Source organism: Nocardia elegans NBRC 108235 (assembly GCF_001612845.1).
GTDB lineage: Bacteria > Actinomycetota > Actinomycetes > Mycobacteriales > Mycobacteriaceae > Nocardia > Nocardia nova.
Genome location: NZ_BDBF01000015.1, coordinates 134615 through 150902, shown reverse-complemented (window position 1 = coordinate 150902; position 16288 = coordinate 134615). Strand labels below are relative to the sequence as shown.

Here is a 16288-nt window from a genome sequence, read left to right as displayed (position 1 = left end):
GCCGCCGCGGCCGCGGTCACCGGGCAGACGCCGTCAGGCCCGGGTGAGAGCGTCGATGGCGCCGCGGAGTTTCGCGGCGGCCTCGGTCGCGATCGGTTCCAATTCCGAATCGCCGGTGACCTGCACCATGACCTCGGGATCCATCGCTTCCACGATGACGGCGCCCGCGTCGTCGGGGTCGCGCCGCACGATCACGTTGCAGGGCAACAACAATCCGATGCGGCGGTCGACGCCGACCGCGCGATGCGCCAGCGGCGGGTTGCACGCTCCGAGGATGCGGTAGTCCTCCATGTCTTCGCCGAGTTTGGCCTTGAGGGTCGCGGCCATATCGATCTCGGTCAGCACTCCGAAACCCTGCTCGGCCAGTGCGGCCCGCGTCCGTTCCACGGCCTCGTCGAACCGGTCGGTGTGCAGCGTGGTGGAAATCGCCAGATTCATGATCGCCCGCTTTCCTTTCGATGGGGGTGGTGAACCGGGTCAGGTCCGCGAGACGGCGCAACCGGCCGTGGCCGGCAGGCCCAGCCGCCGTAGCAGCAGGGTCGCCGGGCACCAGCCCGCAACGCCGTACAGCAGCAGATTCGCGCCGACGAACCCGGTGAGAACGAGCCACCAGCCCGACCATGCCGCGGCCGCGACCACACTGATCAGCACGATGGTGCCGGCCAGCAGCGGGACGACGCGGGCGATGGACCAGCCTTCGTGGCGAGGTAGGTTCGGCATGCGTTCACTTCCGGATAGGTTGGGCGCCTTCGCTTTTCAGGCGAGGGCGAGAAACAGTTTCTCGAGTTCGGCTTCGCTCATCGGTTCGGCGCCGTCGGCGCTCTCGCCGGTGAGGCATTCGCGCAGGCCGGTCGCGACGATCTTGAATCCGGCCCGGTCCAGGGCCCGCGACACGGCCGCGAGCTGGGTGACGACGTCCTTGCAGTCGCGTCCCTGCTCGATCATGGCGATCACACCGCCCAGTTGCCCCTGGGCGCGGCGCAACCGGTTGAGTACCTGTGCGATCGTTTCCTCGTTGCCGACCATGGCTGTCCGTCCTCTCGTCGCCTACCCCTCCAGCATACCCCTGGGGGTATGCTGGAGGGTTGTGGCGTCAGTCATGCGCGAAGCTGATCGACGGCAGCATCCGGCGCAACCACCGCGGCGATGCCCAGGCACCATGCCCGGTCAGCCGCAGCAGGACCGGCAGCAGCACCAGTCGCACCGCGACGGCGTCCAGCAACACGGCCACACCGAGGATGATGCCCATCTCCTTGGGCGGCAGCGGATCGGCGAGCGAGAAGGTGAAGAACACCGCCACCATGACCGCCGCGGCCGCGAAGATCACCCGGCCGGAGTGGGCCAGTCCGTCCACCAGAGCGTGACTCGGATCGCCGGAGCGCTCGTAATGCTCCTTCGCCGTCGCCAGCAGGAAGACCGTGTAGTCCATCGCGATGGCGAAGATCATCGCGAAGAAGAACACCGGACCCCAGCCGTCGAGGAATCCCTGCGGGGTGAAACCGAGCAGGCCGGCCCCGTGCCCGTCCTGGAAGATCAGTTTCGCCACTCCGAACGCCGCGGCCGTCGACAGCAGACTCACCACCGTGCCCAGCGCCGCGATCAGCGGAGCCTGCAACGCCACCAGCAGCAGGGCGAAGCCGAGCACCAGGATGATTCCCACGATGATCGGGAAGTAGTGGTTCAGAGCGTGTTGCAGATCCAGATTCTCCGCGGGCGCACCGCCCACCAGCGCTCCGGCCGGCAGCCGGTCTCGCAGGTGATCGAGGATCGTGGTCATCCGCGCGTCGGAGGGGTCGACGTTCGGCAGCGCCTGCATCATCGCCAGTCCGCTTCCGTCGCGGGCCAATTGCGGCGGAGTGACCATCGCGATGCCGTCGACCGCCGAGGCGGCGTTCGCCACCGCGCCGGATTCCGTTGCGGGCGCGATGATCTGCAACATTCCGGGAGCGCCTTCGCCCATCTGTGCCTGCACCAGTTCGTAACCCTGACGAACCGGCGCGTCCGAGGGCACGACCTGGATCGACGGCATCGCGACCTTCAATCCGGTCACCGGGATCGCGAGCGCGACCAGGACCAGCAGTGCGGCGATCGCGAACGGCCACGGCCGGTCGTGCAGGATCCGGCCCCAGGCCGCGAACCGCGGTGAGCGGTGATGCTGGCGGCCGATGCGAGGCAGCGACCCGGCATTGATCCGGCCACCCAGCGCGCCCAGCGCGGCCGGCAACAGGGTCAGCGTCGCCAGCAGCACGAACGCCACCGCGAACATGATCCCGACGGCCATCGTCCGCACCGCCGGAGCCGGCACGATCAGCACCGCCGACAGGCTCACCAGCACCGTCAGCCCGGACAGCACCACGGCCTTACCCGCCGTGCTCATGGTCTCGGCCACCGCCGCACGGGGATCGGAACTCGCCGCGAGCGCGCCGCGGAAGCGGGCGACGATGAACAGGGCGTAGTCGATGCCCAGCGCCAGGGCGAACATCATCGCGAAGTTCATGGCCCACACCGAAATCGGCGTCACGTGGTTGAGCAGCACCAGCCCACCGGCCGAGGCGATCAAGCCGGCCAGGGTGAGCAGCAACGGCAGCCCGGCCGCCACCAGCGAGCCGAAGGCGACCACCATGATGGCGAGGGTCACCGGCCAGGAGAACATCTCGGCCTTCAGCATCGCATCGTGATTGGCCTTGTTGAAGTCGCTCCACAGCGCCGACGCGCCGGTGGGATAGACCTCGATTCCGTTGCCCGACAACGCCGTCAGCGCGTCCTTGTGCGCATCGACCGCCTTCACCATGTCATCGGTCGAGGCCGCGGCGCCGGCGATGAGGATTCCCGTGTGCCCGTCGGGGCTGATCGACATCCCCGGCTGGGGCGCCACCACCTCGCCGAATCGGGAATCACCGGCGAAGATCGCGGTCATCCGGCCGAGCACCGATTGCACTTCAGGACTTTCGACGGTCCGGGTGTCGGAGTGCACCACGACCTGCACCGCGGCCGACGAATTGCCGCCGAAGTGCTGCTGCGCCAGCTCGCGCACCCGCACCGAATCCGACCCGTTGGCCTGCCAGCCGGCGCCCGCGAGGGAATTGAACACGCTCGGCGCCGCGGCTCCGAGCGCCACCAGCACCAGCAGCCAGACCCCGAACACGATCCGGGTGTGGCCGGCCATGGCGGCCCCCAGTCTGCCCAGCATTCCGCCGGAGCCCCGCGTGGTGGCCGCCGGCGGTGACACGACCTGCGATTCGGTCATCACGCCTCCCTTCGATACCCCAGGGGGTATATTTCGTATAGCGGCCAACATACCCCAGGGGGTATCTGGGACGCAAAGGTGCGCTCGCCCACAGGCGGGTACACCGGCAATGGATGCGAAAGGAGACGACATGACGGATATCGCGCTGTATGTGGACCCGGTCTGCCCGTTCAGCTGGGTGACCGCCCGCTGGCTGCAGACGGCGGCCGCGGACGCCGGCGCTCGCGTCACCCTGCGGCAGATGAGTCTCGCCGTACTCAACGAGGGGCACGAGGTAGACGCCGATCACCGCCCGATGATCGAGCGATCCCGGCGGATCGGGCGGGTTTTCGCCGCCGCGACGCGACTGTACGGCGTCGAGGGATTCACCCGGCTGTATCACGAGTTCGGCACCGTGGCGCATACGCGCCGGGAACCGATCACCGACGAGACGATGCGAACCTTGCTCACGAGAACCGGGATGGACCCCACCCTGGCCGAGGGCGCGGAGGATATCGGGCTGGACGAGTCCGTCGCCGACGCGCATCGACACAGCCAGCAGGCACTCGGAGACCGGAGCGGGAGCCCTATCGTCGTGATCGACGGCCGTGGCTTCTCCGGTCCGGTACTGACGGAGATTCCCGGGCCGCGGGAGGGGAAACAGCTGTTCGACGCACTCGTCACCGTGGCCTCCACGCCCGGCTTCGCCGCGATGCAGAGCCCCTATTCCGGGCCGCCGGACACCACGGAACCCGCCGTCGACGCCTGATGTACCGCAGCACAACGCCCGGGGGCCGGTGACCTTCGGCCCTGTCCGACAGCACCGAGAATGCGGTGGTATCGACGCGAAGGAGCGTGACCATGAACTTCGCGAGCACCGCGCCGGGCGCTCGGCGCGGCACCACACGCCGCGCCGAATCCGACGACCAGGGCACCGGATACGACCTGCCCACCGTCGACATCCGGCTCGGTGACCGAGTCCCCAGCATGTTCGGTGAGTACGCGCGGCGGCGCATCGGCGACGCCGCGCGCTGTGCACCGTCGCCGGTGGCGTCGATCCGGGTCCGCCTGGCCGACCATCGCGAGTCGGCGCTGGCGAATCCGTTCGTGGCACAGGCGGACATCGTCGCCGCGCGCCCGTTGCGAGTGCAGGTGACGGGAGCAACGGCGCGCGATGCGGTGGATCTGCTGCAGGCGCGGACGCGTGCCCGGCTGCGCCTGCCGATCGGCGGTGGAGCGGCGCGGCGACGGCGGTGTGAACCGCCGGCCGCCACACTGCTCTATCTCCGGCCGGTCACGCAGCGGAAGATCCTGCGCACCAAGTGTTTTCATCTGCTCGACCGCACCGCGGCGGAGGCCGCGGCCGATATGGCGCTGATGGATTACGACTTCTGGTTGTTCACCGAGTCCGGCGCGGATACCGAAAGCGTGCTCGCGCGCACCACAGGCGGGCACTATCGGTTGATTCGGCTCGATGAACGCGCGGCAACCGCCGATTCGGCGAATCTGCCGCTCACCGTCGCCGATGCCCCGGCCCCGGTTCTCGACCGTGCGGAGGCCCTGAGCCGGCTGCAGCTGAGCGGTTCACCGTTCCTCTTCTACCGCGATCGCGAACTCGACCGCGGCTGCGTGTTGTACCACCGCTACGACGGCCACTACGGATTCATCACGTCGCGGCGATGAGCCGCGAAGGCCCCGCAGTGGTGGACCTTTGCCCCTACCAGCACCGCCCGCGCGGTGGTGGCATGGACAGACCGGATGCTCAGCTCCCGAGAGGTACCGCATCGTGATTCCGCCCGACCGCACCGACGACGGCGCATCCAACTCCACCGTCGCCCTCGACCGTGCCGAGGCGATGCGGCTGCTGGCCGGAATCGCCTACGGCCGAGTCGTTTTCACCCGCGACGCGCTGCCGGCCATCCGCCCGGTCAACCATTTCGTCGAAGCCGACGGGCGCGTCGTGGTACGCACTCGGCTCACGTCCCGGCTGACGTCGGCGATCCGAGCCGATCCCGGAGTGGTCGTCGCCTACGAAGCCGACGAGATCGACCCCGGCACCCGCACCGGCTGGTCGGTCGTGGTGACCGGTCTGGCGCGGCCGGTCGCCGACCCGCACCGCGTCGCGCGATACGAGAGACTGCTGCCACCATGGATAGCCGCGACCATGGATACCGTCGTCGAAATCGAACCCACCATCGTGACCGGTATCCGTCTCGTCGGCGCACCGGATACTCCGGGACCGCCGGCGCCACCGACCCTCTCGCCGAAAGTCGACAACCATGACATACCACGATGATCCGTTCGCTCCGGCCCTGAACACCGCCCACACGTGGTTGCGAACCGTCGCCGACCGGCTGGCCACCGAGGACCGCACTTTCGCGCTGCGCGCGCTGCGCGCCTGGCTGCACACCGTGCGTGACCGCCTCGACGTCCCCGTCGCCGCGCATTTCAGCGCCCAGCTGCCCGAATTGCTCCGCGGCATCTTCTACGAGGGCTGGGTGCCCGCCCACGTTCCGGTGCACCACGACGTCGCGACATTCGTCGACGCGTTCGCCCATGAGGCGGGCGTGTCCGCGGACGAGGCGGTGGCGCTGATCGGCGCGGTCACGATCGCGCTGTCCGATGTGTTCTCCCCCGGACACCTCGACCACATCCTCGCGGTGGTGCCCGAGCCGCTGCGCGCGGTGATGCTCGGCAGCGAACTCAACGGGACGGCCGCGACAGTGCCCGGCGAGGTATAGGGGCCAGCAACCAGGAAAGGGACTTTCGTCCATGCTGAGGCACTGATCAGGCCATTATGGTGAGTACATTCATTGCTACTCCGATTGGACGCACTCGCCATGATCAAGGTGTTCCTGGTCGATGACCACGAAATCGTTCGTCGCGGGCTGAGTGACCTGCTCGACGGCGACCCGGAGTTGTCGGTCGTCGGCGAGGCGGGATCGGTGTCCCAGGCACTGGCTCGCATCCCCGCGCTGCGCCCCGATGTCGCGGTGCTCGATGTCCGCCTTCCCGACGGAAACGGCATCGAGCTGTGCCGGGAACTGCTGTCCAAGGTCGACGGCCTGCGCTGCCTGATCCTCACCTCCTTCACCGACGAGCACGCGATGCTCGATGCGATCCTGGCCGGTGCCAGCGGTTATGTGGTCAAGGACATCAAGGGCATGGAACTGGCCCGCGCGGTGAAGGACGTCGGCGCCGGTAAATCACTGCTGGACAACCGCGCCGCCGCCGCATTGATGGAGCAGCTGCGCCACGGCACCGAGCCCGACGGTCCGCTGGCGACGCTGACCGAGCAGGAACGCAAATTGCTCGATCTGCTCGGCGAGGGACTCACCAATCGCGAGATCGCCGACCGCATGTTCCTCGCCGAGAAGACCGTCAAGAACTACGTCTCGCGGCTGCTGGCCAAACTCGGTATGCAGCGGCGCACCCAGGCGGCCGTCTACGCCACCAAACTGCATTCGAGGACTCCGGCGGAGTAGCCGGTGGGGCCGGTGACCATCGGCCCCACTTGCCGGGATCAACGCCCGTATCCGGGTCGCCTCGTGGTTGTGAGACTGGACACCATGACCACGGCAAAGCCTTCGACAATCGTCGACAAGCCCGACGACCGGACGGTCGCGGCAGTGGTCGAGCTGGCGCAGCGAGCACCCTCGGTCCACAACACTCAACCCTGGCGCTGGATATTCGACCGGGATCGGATGCTCCTGTACTCCGATCCCGATCGCGTCCTGCCCGGAGCCGATCCGCACGGCCGCGAGCAGGTGATCAGCTGCGGCGTGGTACTGCACCACGCCCGGACCGCGCTCGCCGCGCGGGACTGGCACACCGATATCGTGCGGATGCCGGATCCCGCGCGACCCGACCTGCTGGCGGTCCTGGACTTCCGGCCCTGGTCCGATCCACCGAACGGAATCCCGCACCGCGCGGCGGCCATCACCCGCCGATACACCGATCGGCTGCCGATGGACGCGCCGAGACACTGGGAGCAAATGGCGCCGAGGCTGCGCGCTCTCGTCACCCCGCACGGGCTCGACTTCGACGAATTCGCCGGCGACGCCCGCACCCAAGTCGCCGCGATCTCGCGCACCGCCTCGGCGGCTCGCCGTGACGACTGGATGTATCAGGACGAATTGCATTGGTGGACAGGGAATTTCGAGGCGACCGAGGGCGTCCCCGCCAGCGGTCTGATCTCCGACGCCGAACTCGCGCGAGTCGATGTCGCCCGGACGTTCCCCGCGGGGCCGCATTCGGAACGCCGGCCCGGTCGCCTCGACCACGCCCGGCTCGTCGCGATCAGCTCGCCGGAGGATTCGCGAGCGTACTGGCTCCGCACCGGCGAGGCGCTGTCGGCGGTACTGCTCGAATGCACCGCCGCCGGATTGGGAACCTGCCCGGTCACTCACCTCACAGAGGTGCCGGCGGCCCGCCGCGCCCTCGCGGCGCTGCTCTCACATCACGGTTTCCCGCAGGTCCTCGTCCGCATCGGCAGCTCGCCAACGGACGAGCCGGGCCCGCCCTCGACCCCGCGCCGCGCCGTCGACGAGGTGCTGACCTTCACCGGCCGGTGAAGCTGCTTCAGCTCGAACCGGCGCCGGCTTCACGCTCCGATCCCGGATGCAGAAACCGATCCATCCGGACGGCGGCGTAGCCGAACACCGAGACGCCGCTCACCACCAGCAGGTCGGTGAAGCTCAGCGCCTCGGTCTCCAGCAGCCGCTGCAGCAGTGGCAGATACACCGCGGCGACCTGCAGCGCGAACGAGACCGCGATCGCCACCGGCAACAGCGGATTGGCCGTCGACCACGGACGCGTGCGCGATCCCAGCGCCACACCGAGCTGGGTGACACCCAACGTGAAGAAGGCCATCGTCTGCCAGGGCCGATCGGTGTGGTGGGCCCACACCGCCACCGCGAGCGTGATCACCGTGAGGACGAACGCGATGCGCGGAATCCGCTGCCACAGGCCCGCGCCGAGGATGCTCTGCGCGGGCGGGCGCGGCGAGCGCCGCATGATCGCCGGATCGGCCGGTTCACCACCGAGAGCGACCCCGGTGAGACCGTGGGTGAGCAGATTGACCCACAGGATCTGGGCGGCCAGCAGCGGCAGCGCGAGTCCGAACAGCGGGCCGAACAGCATGACCGCGATTTCCGTCGCCCCACCGGAGAGGCCGTAGATCAGGAAGCGCCGGATATTGGCGTAGACGCGGCGGCCCTCCTCGACGGCGACCACCAGGGTGTCGAGGTTGTCGTCGGCCAGCACGAGATCGGCGGCCTGACGCGCCACCTCGGTACCGCGCCGGCCCATCGCCACCCCGATATCGGCGCGCCGCAGCGCGGGGCCGTCGTTGACCCCGTCCCCGGTCATGGCGACGATCTGGCCGCCGGCCTGCAGGGTGTTGATGATGTCGAGTTTGCGGTCCGGTGTCGCGCGCGCGAACACCGCGGCGCTGCCCAGTTCGGCGTCGCTCGCGCCCCGCGCGTCGACGACAGCCTCACCACTGGCCAGAATGCCCAGGTCGGCGGCGACAGCCGCGGCGGTGCCGGGATGATCGCCGGTGATCAGGATGGGCCGGATCCCGGCGCGGCGACAGGCCGCCACCGTCGCGGCGGCCTCCTCCCGCGGCGGATCCAGAATCGCGACCAGGCCCAGCAGGTGCAGGCCGTCCTCCGGATGATCGCCGGGGGCCTCCGGACGATCCGCCGCGGCGACCGCCAGCACCCGGTATCCCTGGCCGGCGAAGGCGGCCGCATGTTCCAGCGCCTCGGCGCGCAGCGACGGGCCGGCATCGACCAGCCCCTCGCGCACAACGGCCTCGGGCGCGCCTTTGCACACGGTGCGGTAGGTCCCGTCCGGTAGGCGGTGCACGGTCGTCATGCGCTTGCGATCGCTGTCGAACGGCAGTTCCGAGACGCGCGGCTGCCGGCTCCGCAACTCCCGTTCATCGATGCCGGCATCGGTTGCGGCACAGAGCAATGCGGCTTCGGTCGGGTCGCCCAGCACCGTCGTCTCGTCCGTCTCGGAGGTGGGTGCGACGAACTGCGCGTCGTTGCACAACACAGCGGCCGCCAGCAGTTCGACGACCGCCGGATCGTCCTCCGACGACCGCCGCGCCACCGTCCAGATATCTCCGACGACCATCCGGCCCTCGGTGAGCGTTCCCGTCTTGTCGGTCGCCAGCACGGTGACCGAACCCAGCGTCTCGACCGCGGGCAGCGTGCGGACCAGAGCACGGTGGGCCGCCATGCGGCGGGCGCCCAGCGCCAGTCCGAGGGTGACCACCGCCGGCAGCGATTCCGGAACCGCCGCCACGGCGAGGCTGATCGCGGTCACCAACATCAGTTCCAGCGGTTGATGACGAACCATCCCCAGCGCGAACACCACCACACACAGCACGACCGTGACCGCGGCCAGCAGGCGCCCGATGTCGACCAGACGTCGTTGCAGCGGTGTCGGGCCGGTCCGGCGGTCCAGCAGCCCGGCGATGCGGCCGGTGGCACTGGCGGCGCCGATCGCGGTGACCACCGCGATCCCCCTGCCCTTGACGACGACGGTGCCCGCCGACAGGTCCGGGTCGCCGCCCACGGATTTGTCGACCGGCAACGATTCCCCGGTCAACGCCGACTCGTCGAGCATCAGCGCGGCGGCCTCGACGACCGTCGCGTCCGCGGCGACGATATCTCCTTCCCCGAGCACGACGATATCGCCCACCACCACGTCGGCCGCCGGTATCTGCCGTTGCTCGCGATCGCGGATCACCCGCGCGGTGGGTGCGGTCAGTTGCTCCAGCGCCGAGATGGCTTGCTGAGCACGGATCTCCTGGCCGACGCCGACCGCCGTGTTGACCACGATGACCAGCAGGATGACCGCCATATCGGTCCAGTCCCCGGTTGCCACCGTGAGCACCACGGCGACGAGCAGCACCAGGATCAGCGGGTCTCGCAACTGCCGCAGCACCCGTCGCCACCACGGCGCCGGCGGCCGGCGCGGCACGGTGTTGGCGCCGTCGCGGGCCAACCGCCGAGCCGCCTCGGCCGACGTCAGCCCCTCCGGCAGTGTCCGAGTGGTGCTGGAACCGGTCATCGCGCGACACCTTTCCGACGGGATGTGCCGTAGCAGCTCCTCACAGTTCGACGATCCGCCTCAGGGTCCTCCGAAGCCAGGGCCTTTCGGCGGCCCGCGAGGCGACCTTCGTCGGGGCGGCATCCGCCGTCCGGCTTGCCGATATGTGTCGCGGCACGAAGGAGCGCGGTAGGCTTTTCGCAAGCGTAAACACCGACGTTTCGCGCATTCGGACAGTGGAGAGCAGGACTGACGACATGCCCGACGAAGAGCGAACCGGTTCCTACTCGGTGCGCGACACCCTTTCGCAGCTGCGGCTGCGCGAGCTGCTCGCCGAGGTGCGCGACCGCGTCGATGAGATCATGGATTCGCGGGATCGGATGGATGGTCTGGTCGAGGCCATGTTGTCGGTCACCGCGGGACTCGACCTGGCCGAGACGCTTCGCACCATTGTGCACGCCGCGATCAGCCTGGTCGATGCGCAATACGGTGCACTCGGGGTTCGCGGCCACGACGAGCACCTGCAACAGTTCATCTACGAAGGCATCGACGAGCCGACCCGTCGGCTCATCGGCGATCTGCCGGAGGGACACGGCGTGCTGGGCATGCTGTTCACCCAGCCGAAACCGATCCGGCTCGAGGATCTCGCTCATCATCCGTCCTCGGTCGGCTTCCCGGCCCACCATCCTCCGATGCGTACCTTCCTCGGTGTTCCGGTGCACATCCGCAACGAGACCTTCGGCAACCTGTACCTCACCGAGAAGGCCGGCGGTCAGCAATTCACCGAGGACGACGAGCTGATCGTGCAGGCGCTCGCCGCCGCCGCGGGCATCGCCATCGAGAACGCGCGGCTCTACGAGGCCGCCCGCAACCGGCAGGCATGGATCGAGGCCACCCGCGATCTGACGACGGAATTTCTCGCCGCCGACGAGCCCGCCAGCGTGCTGGCACATCTGGTCGACCACGTGCGGGTACTGACCGGCTCGGAATGGGTGCTGCTCGCAACGGTCACCGACACCGACGTGCCTGCCGAGGAAGTCACCGAACTCATCGTCGACCAGTCCTCGGGCGAACAGACCGACGCCGCAGGGCGTTCACTCGATGTCACCGGCACGATCGGCGCGGCCTTCACCGAACGGAAGCCGCTGCGGTTCGATGATGTCAGCGACCTCGACTTCGCCGCACTGTTCCCCACCGGCGGACCCGTGCTGCTGGTCCCCCTGCACACGCGTGATACCCCGCAGGGGATTCTCATCGCCGTCCGCGCGAAGGACACCGCGCCTTACGACGACGAGATGCTGGAATTGGCGGCCGCCTTCGCCGACCAAGCCGCACTGGCCATGCAGCTGGCGGCCACCCAGCAGCGCGTTCGCGAACTCGACGTGCTCACCGACCGGGACCGGATCGCCCGGGATCTCCATGATCACGTCATCCAGCGATTGTTCGCCATCGGCCTTTCGCTCCAGGGCGCGGTGCCGCGCACCCGCGTTCCCGAGGTCAAGGCCCGGCTCACCGACGCGATCGACGGCTTACAGGACGTGGTACAGGAGATCCGCACCTCCATCTTCGATCTACACGGTGGGACCAGCACCCGGATGCGCCAGCGCATCGAGGAGGCGATCCGCCAGCAGTGCGGAGATGTCGACATCAGAACCTCGCTGCGGGTGGCCGGACCGCTGTCGGTGGTTGGTTCGCAGCTGGCCGACCACGCGGAAGCCGTTGTGCGCGAAGCGGTCAGCAACACCGTTCGCTACGCCGGCGCCACGACGCTGGAGGTTGTGATCGGTGTCGGGGACGACCTGACGATCACCGTCACCGACGACGGTTGCGGTATCGGCGACAACATCACCCCCAGCGGGCTGACCAATCTCGCCGAACGCGCGCGCTCGCTGGGCGGCGCCTTCCGCGCCGTTCCCCGCGGGGCGGGCTCGCGGCGGCCGGGTACGCGGCTGGAGTGGTCGGCTCCGTTGAGCTGACCACCCCGCCGACTGCTACCGAACCTGTTGTTACGCGGTCTTTCCGGCCGGTTGCCGTACCACGGTGATGGGGCATTCCACCGATTGCGCCAATGCCGCGCTGGTGGAGCCGAGCAGCATGCCGGTGAATCCGCCGCGGCCGTGGCTGCCGACGACCACCAGCTGCGCGTTCTCCGACGCATCGAGCAGGGAACGCACCGGCCGGTCGAGCACCATTTCGCGACGCACCTTCACATCCGGATACCGTTCGGAGTATCCGGCCAGCGTTTCGGCCAGTACCGCATCCTCGGATTCCCGGATCGCGTCCCAGCCGACGATCGCCGGATCGAGGCCGCTGCTGCGGTCGCTCCACGCGTGCAGCACCACCAGCCCCACAGTGCGCCGCGACGCCTCCTCGAAGGCGAGTTCGAGCGCAGGCACACTGTTCGCCGTGCCGTCGACGCCGACGAGAACCGGCTTCACCGCCGTGACGGCATCCGTCGCCGAGATCGAATGCACCACGGTCACCGGGCAATTCGCGTGCCGGATGATCGCGGAGGACACCGACCCCAGCAGGCCGCGCCGGATGGCGCCCAGGCCACGGCTGCCCACCACGATCCCCTGCGCCTGATCGGACTGTGCGATCAGGTGCCCGATGATCGCGTCGGTGGTGATCTCGGTGGTGATCACCGGCGTGCGGTCCGGTGTGGCGGCGCGGGCGATGCGGGCGGCCTCGACGAGGATGCGTTCGGCGTCCACGCGCAGCCAGCTCATATCGTCCTCGGTGAGGATCGGTGCGGGACCCAGCCCGCCCGCGACCGAGATCGACGTGACCAGATGCAGGCGGCAGTCGCGCAGTGCGGCGTCGGCGGCGGCCCAGGCGGCCGCGTGGTAGCCGACGGCCGAGCCGTCGACCGCGGCGACGATCGGCGAATCGGTGTGCCGCTGCGGTACCGCGTGGTGCTCGGTCATGATGTTCTCCTCGTGGATCGGGTGGTTGTGGATCGGGTGTTCACGGAGTTCCGATGGGGCGGCTGATATTTCGCCATTCCCGGGCCCAGCCGGCACGATGCCGGATAGCGAAGGCCCAGGCCGTCAGCCATACCAGTGCCGCTGTGGCGAAACAAATTTCGACGAATGTGGCCATTCCCAGCCCGACCCCGCGCATCGCGGCGGTGTCGGCGGGTAGCGGCGCGGCGGTCGGGCGGCCGTCGGGCGCCAGCCACATGGTCAGTTGCTGCCCGGGATGCGCGGTCGCCGCCACGGGCGTCGTGGCTTCGGCGGAATGCCCGTCGTGCGTCCACCGAACCGTGGCCTCGTATCGATCGGCGGAGACGTCCATCGACGTCGCCGTCGTGCGAACCGGATCGGCAACGATCGTGGCGGCGACCGCCGTCTTGGCCGCGTTCTCGTCGCGAATCTGCACGGCGGCATCGGTGTAGCGGGCGGTGCCCATCGCCGCGCAGACCGGCACCGCGCCGAGAACCACCACCACGGCCAGGATCCGGATGACGGCCTCGATCCGGTCCGACGGCCGCATCAGCCGGTTCGCCGCCCACGGACCCGTGCGCCACGCGCGCAGTGCCAACGGCGGATACCGCGTCATCATGTCGGTCATCTCCTCACAGCCGGGTCACGACGTCGTCGAGCGGTCGTCGTGGTGTCGGTGACAGCGGGGAACCGGTTGCGGCCCAGCCGATTCGGATGATCATCTGCGGATATCCGCTGTCGTCGAGGAGGTCGGTGCGCAGGTCCGCGCGCACCTCCGGAATTTCGAGCGGTTCGCTGAGCGGGCAGGTCGCCAGCCCGAATGTGGTCGCGGCCAGCAGAATTGTGCTGGTCGCCTCCCCGGCGCGCAGCCGGCTCACCGTGTCGTCGCCCGCGGTGTAGAGCACGAGCATGTGATCGGCGTCGGCGATATCGCGGACCACCGCCTCCGGCAGCCGGGGATCGGCGAACGGCCGGGCCGACGCGTCGGTCGCGGCGACTGCACTGCGGGCCGGAACGCCGTCGGGTGCCGCGTGATGGCCACTCCAGCGCGCCAATTCGGCGCGGTAGCCGGCGTCGGCGTTGTGCGCGGCGGCGGCACGTTCGAAGGCGTGCAGCAGCCGCACCCGCTCGCCGTCGGCGACCACATCGCGGACCAGCACGCCGTTCGCCGCCGCGGCGGCCGTCAAGGAGCCGATGTGAATGCCGGGCACCTCCCAGGAGGTGTAGTGGCGGCGGTCGCTGTGGCGCAGCGGGATCGCGCGGGAAAGGCCGACCGCTTCGGCCGTCGCCGGGGCGGGCCGGAATTCCACGGCCGCCAGGTGTTCCGGCACCGCCGGGTTCGGCAATCGATGCACCACCGTCGCCCAGCCCAGCGCCGCGGCCGCGACCCGCAGATGATGCAGTGCCGCACCGCAACTCACGATCAGATCGCGCTGGTCGGGGTCGGTCCGCCGCAGCTGCCGGCTGGTGTCGGCGTACAGCTGAACGGTGTCGTCCCCGATGCGCCACAGCCACGGCTGGCTGTTGTGCACCGACGGTGCGCGCACCGCCAGGTCCACCGCCGTCATCAGGGTGTCGTAGTCCGGATGTCTCGTCATGATCATCGGTCTCCTACCGCGGTGGGCAGATCCAGTACCTGGCCGGTCGTCGCGCCGCCGTCCACCACGAATTCCGATCCCGTGGAGAACGTCGCCTCGGTGACGATGAACCGGACCATGGCGGCGACTTCTTCGGGTTCCCCGAAACGGGCCAACGGTTGTGCGGCCGTGACGGATTCGTCCATCCCGGCGGTCATCGCGGTGCGGATCGGGCCGGGATGCACCGAACAGACCCGGATCTTCGACGGTCCCCATTCGAGCGCCGCCGCCTTGGTCAGTCCGCGCAATCCCCATTTGCTGGCGACGTAGGCGCCGATGCCCGCGTACCCCATCAGGCCGGCGGTCGAGGAAATGTTGACCACTACTCCGCCGCCGGCTGCGCGCAGGCGCGGACCGGCCAGGTGCATGCCGAGCCACGAGCCGTACAGGTTCACATCCAAAACGTGGCGGAACATCGTGGGTGGCTCGGTGTCCACGCCGCCGAAATCGACGATGCCGGCGTTGTTCACCAGGACGGCCAGCGGGCCGAACGTGGCTTCGGCGTCGGCGATCACCCGCTGCCAGGCATCTTCGTCGGCGACGTCGAGGCGGCGGAAGATCGCGCCGGCGCCCAGGGCCGTCGCTGTGGCGGTGCCGTCGCGTTCGAGGAGATCGGCGATCACCACGCCGAGCCCCTCCTTGGCGAGCTCGGCCGCCACGGCGGCACCGATGCCCCGCGCGCCCCCGGTGACGATCGCACTGCGACCACTGAACGTGCCCATTGTCTGTCGCCCCTTTCACTGGTGCGTTGTCGCACTCAGCATCGCGCCCCGGGCGGTGGGCGGGGCACGGCCGAAAGTCACCGGAACGCCGAGTCTTCGGACAGTCGTGACCGCCGGGCAGTCGTCGCGCCGATCGGATCCGGCGCCGTGAGCGGCGGGCGCTCGCCGCATCGGCCGGCTCCGGTGGACCCTCGGGGCGGCAGCGCGGGACCAAAGGCCCTGGCGGCCCTTCCCCGGCGTCGGGAAAGGTCGGGGTATGGCAGGAATCACTCGCAGCGACGGCATCGGACGCTGGCATGTGTTGCTGGCCGGGTCCGCAGGTGTGGTCGCGGCGAGTGTCTTCGCGCTCGCGGTCGCGCTGGGCATCGGCCTGCATCTGAGCGCGCCGCTGGACAGCACTCCGGCCGGGCCCGGCGTAGCCGCCGGAGCGGTGGCCTTCGCGCTCATCGTCGGGATACCGATGGCGGTCACCGCGGGCGGCGCCCTCACCGGTGATCGGCGCGTCGCCACGGCCGCGGTGATCAGCGGCTTACTGCTGATCTGCTGGTTGCTCGCCGAGATGACCGCGCTCCGCACGCTGGACTGGGCGCAGCCGCTGTATCTCGTCCTCGGCATCGTCGTCGCCGGGCTGGGACTGCATATCAAAACCGAGGAGATCGAATCATGACCGGCATATGCGCGCGGCGGATCGAT

Annotated in this window: 17 protein-coding genes; 8 read left to right on the top strand and 9 right to left on the bottom strand. The window is 69.3% G+C overall.

Annotated features, from left to right (window positions below; all coding sequences use genetic code 11):
* Positions 1-33 precede the first annotated feature (33 nt).
* From NE2_RS13070 to NE2_RS13055, 4 genes are all read right to left on the bottom strand, one after another.
* Positions 34-438, bottom strand: a complete 405-nt coding sequence (locus NE2_RS13070; protein WP_063026164.1) for a DUF302 domain-containing protein — start codon at positions 436-438, stop codon at positions 34-36.
* 39 nt (positions 439-477) lie between these two features.
* Positions 478-720 carry a YgaP family membrane protein gene (locus NE2_RS13065; protein WP_063026163.1) on the bottom strand — a complete coding sequence of 81 codons (243 nt, stop codon included), beginning with the start codon at positions 718-720 and terminating at the stop codon, positions 478-480.
* A 36-nt stretch (positions 721-756) separates the two neighbouring features.
* Positions 757-1026 (bottom strand): metal-sensitive transcriptional regulator, encoded by a 270-nt coding sequence (locus NE2_RS13060; RefSeq protein ID WP_030516394.1) that lies wholly within the window; start codon positions 1024-1026, stop codon positions 757-759.
* Positions 1027-1093: 67 nt separating this feature from the next.
* Complete coding sequence (locus tag NE2_RS13055; protein WP_063026162.1) at positions 1094-3247, bottom strand: MMPL family transporter; 2154 nt, start codon at positions 3245-3247, stop codon at positions 1094-1096.
* A gap of 130 nt (positions 3248-3377) precedes the next feature.
* Here NE2_RS13055 and NE2_RS13050 point away from each other — a divergent pair, with 130 nt between their 5' ends.
* The 6 genes from NE2_RS13050 (at position 3378) to NE2_RS13025 (ending at position 7800) form a co-directional block, all read left to right on the top strand.
* Positions 3378-3995, top strand: a complete 618-nt coding sequence (locus NE2_RS13050) for a mycothiol-dependent nitroreductase Rv2466c family protein (protein WP_063026195.1) — start codon at positions 3378-3380, stop codon at positions 3993-3995.
* Between the two features lie 92 nt (positions 3996-4087).
* Positions 4088-4909: a sigma 54 modulation/S30EA ribosomal C-terminal domain-containing protein gene (locus NE2_RS13045; protein WP_063026161.1), complete on the top strand. Its 822-nt coding sequence runs from the start codon at positions 4088-4090 to the stop codon at positions 4907-4909.
* A gap of 103 nt (positions 4910-5012) precedes the next feature.
* Entirely contained in the window at positions 5013-5522 is a 510-nt protein-coding gene (locus NE2_RS13040; protein ID WP_267888183.1) for a pyridoxamine 5'-phosphate oxidase family protein, read from the top strand.
* The gene (locus tag NE2_RS13035; RefSeq protein ID WP_063026160.1) at positions 5506-5967 is read left to right on the top strand and encodes a DUF2267 domain-containing protein; all 462 of its coding nucleotides are present in this window, start codon (positions 5506-5508) and stop codon (positions 5965-5967) included. The genes NE2_RS13040 and NE2_RS13035 overlap by 17 nt, the downstream gene beginning before the upstream one ends.
* Before the next feature lie 99 nt (positions 5968-6066).
* Complete coding sequence (locus NE2_RS13030) at positions 6067-6711, top strand: response regulator (RefSeq protein WP_030516389.1); 645 nt, start codon at positions 6067-6069, stop codon at positions 6709-6711.
* Between the two features lie 84 nt (positions 6712-6795).
* Complete coding sequence (locus NE2_RS13025) at positions 6796-7800, top strand: Acg family FMN-binding oxidoreductase (RefSeq protein ID WP_063026159.1); 1005 nt, start codon at positions 6796-6798, stop codon at positions 7798-7800.
* Between the two features lie 7 nt (positions 7801-7807).
* On the opposite strand, the gene NE2_RS13020 is transcribed toward NE2_RS13025, so the two are convergent.
* On the bottom strand, positions 7808-10312 hold the full coding sequence (locus NE2_RS13020) for a cation-translocating P-type ATPase (protein WP_063026158.1): 2505 nt from the start codon (positions 10310-10312) through the stop codon (positions 7808-7810).
* A gap of 236 nt (positions 10313-10548) precedes the next feature.
* Here NE2_RS13020 and NE2_RS13015 point away from each other — a divergent pair, with 236 nt between their 5' ends.
* Positions 10549-12267 (top strand): GAF domain-containing sensor histidine kinase, encoded by a 1719-nt coding sequence (locus NE2_RS13015; protein ID WP_063026157.1) that lies wholly within the window; start codon positions 10549-10551, stop codon positions 12265-12267.
* Positions 12268-12297: 30 nt separating this feature from the next.
* On the opposite strand, the gene NE2_RS13010 is transcribed toward NE2_RS13015, so the two are convergent.
* Genes NE2_RS13010 through NE2_RS12995 form a run of 4 tightly spaced genes read right to left on the bottom strand, consistent with a single transcriptional unit; the run spans position 12298 to position 15595 of the window.
* A complete protein-coding gene (locus tag NE2_RS13010) occupies positions 12298-13218 on the bottom strand; it encodes a universal stress protein (protein WP_063026156.1) in 921 nt (306 codons plus the stop codon).
* Between the two features lie 40 nt (positions 13219-13258).
* Positions 13259-13864 (bottom strand): Rv1733c family protein, encoded by a 606-nt coding sequence (locus NE2_RS13005; protein ID WP_063026155.1) that lies wholly within the window; start codon positions 13862-13864, stop codon positions 13259-13261.
* A 4-nt stretch (positions 13865-13868) separates the two neighbouring features.
* Positions 13869-14834: an Acg family FMN-binding oxidoreductase gene (locus tag NE2_RS13000; RefSeq protein WP_063026154.1), complete on the bottom strand. Its 966-nt coding sequence runs from the start codon at positions 14832-14834 to the stop codon at positions 13869-13871.
* A gap of 2 nt (positions 14835-14836) precedes the next feature.
* The gene (locus tag NE2_RS12995; RefSeq protein ID WP_063026153.1) at positions 14837-15595 is read right to left on the bottom strand and encodes an SDR family NAD(P)-dependent oxidoreductase; all 759 of its coding nucleotides are present in this window, start codon (positions 15593-15595) and stop codon (positions 14837-14839) included.
* A 256-nt stretch (positions 15596-15851) separates the two neighbouring features.
* On the opposite strand from NE2_RS12995, the gene NE2_RS12990 reads away from it, so the two are divergent.
* Positions 15852-16262 carry a hypothetical protein gene (locus NE2_RS12990; protein ID WP_063026152.1) on the top strand — a complete coding sequence of 137 codons (411 nt, stop codon included), beginning with the start codon at positions 15852-15854 and terminating at the stop codon, positions 16260-16262.
* The last annotated feature ends 26 nt before the right edge of the window (positions 16263-16288 follow it).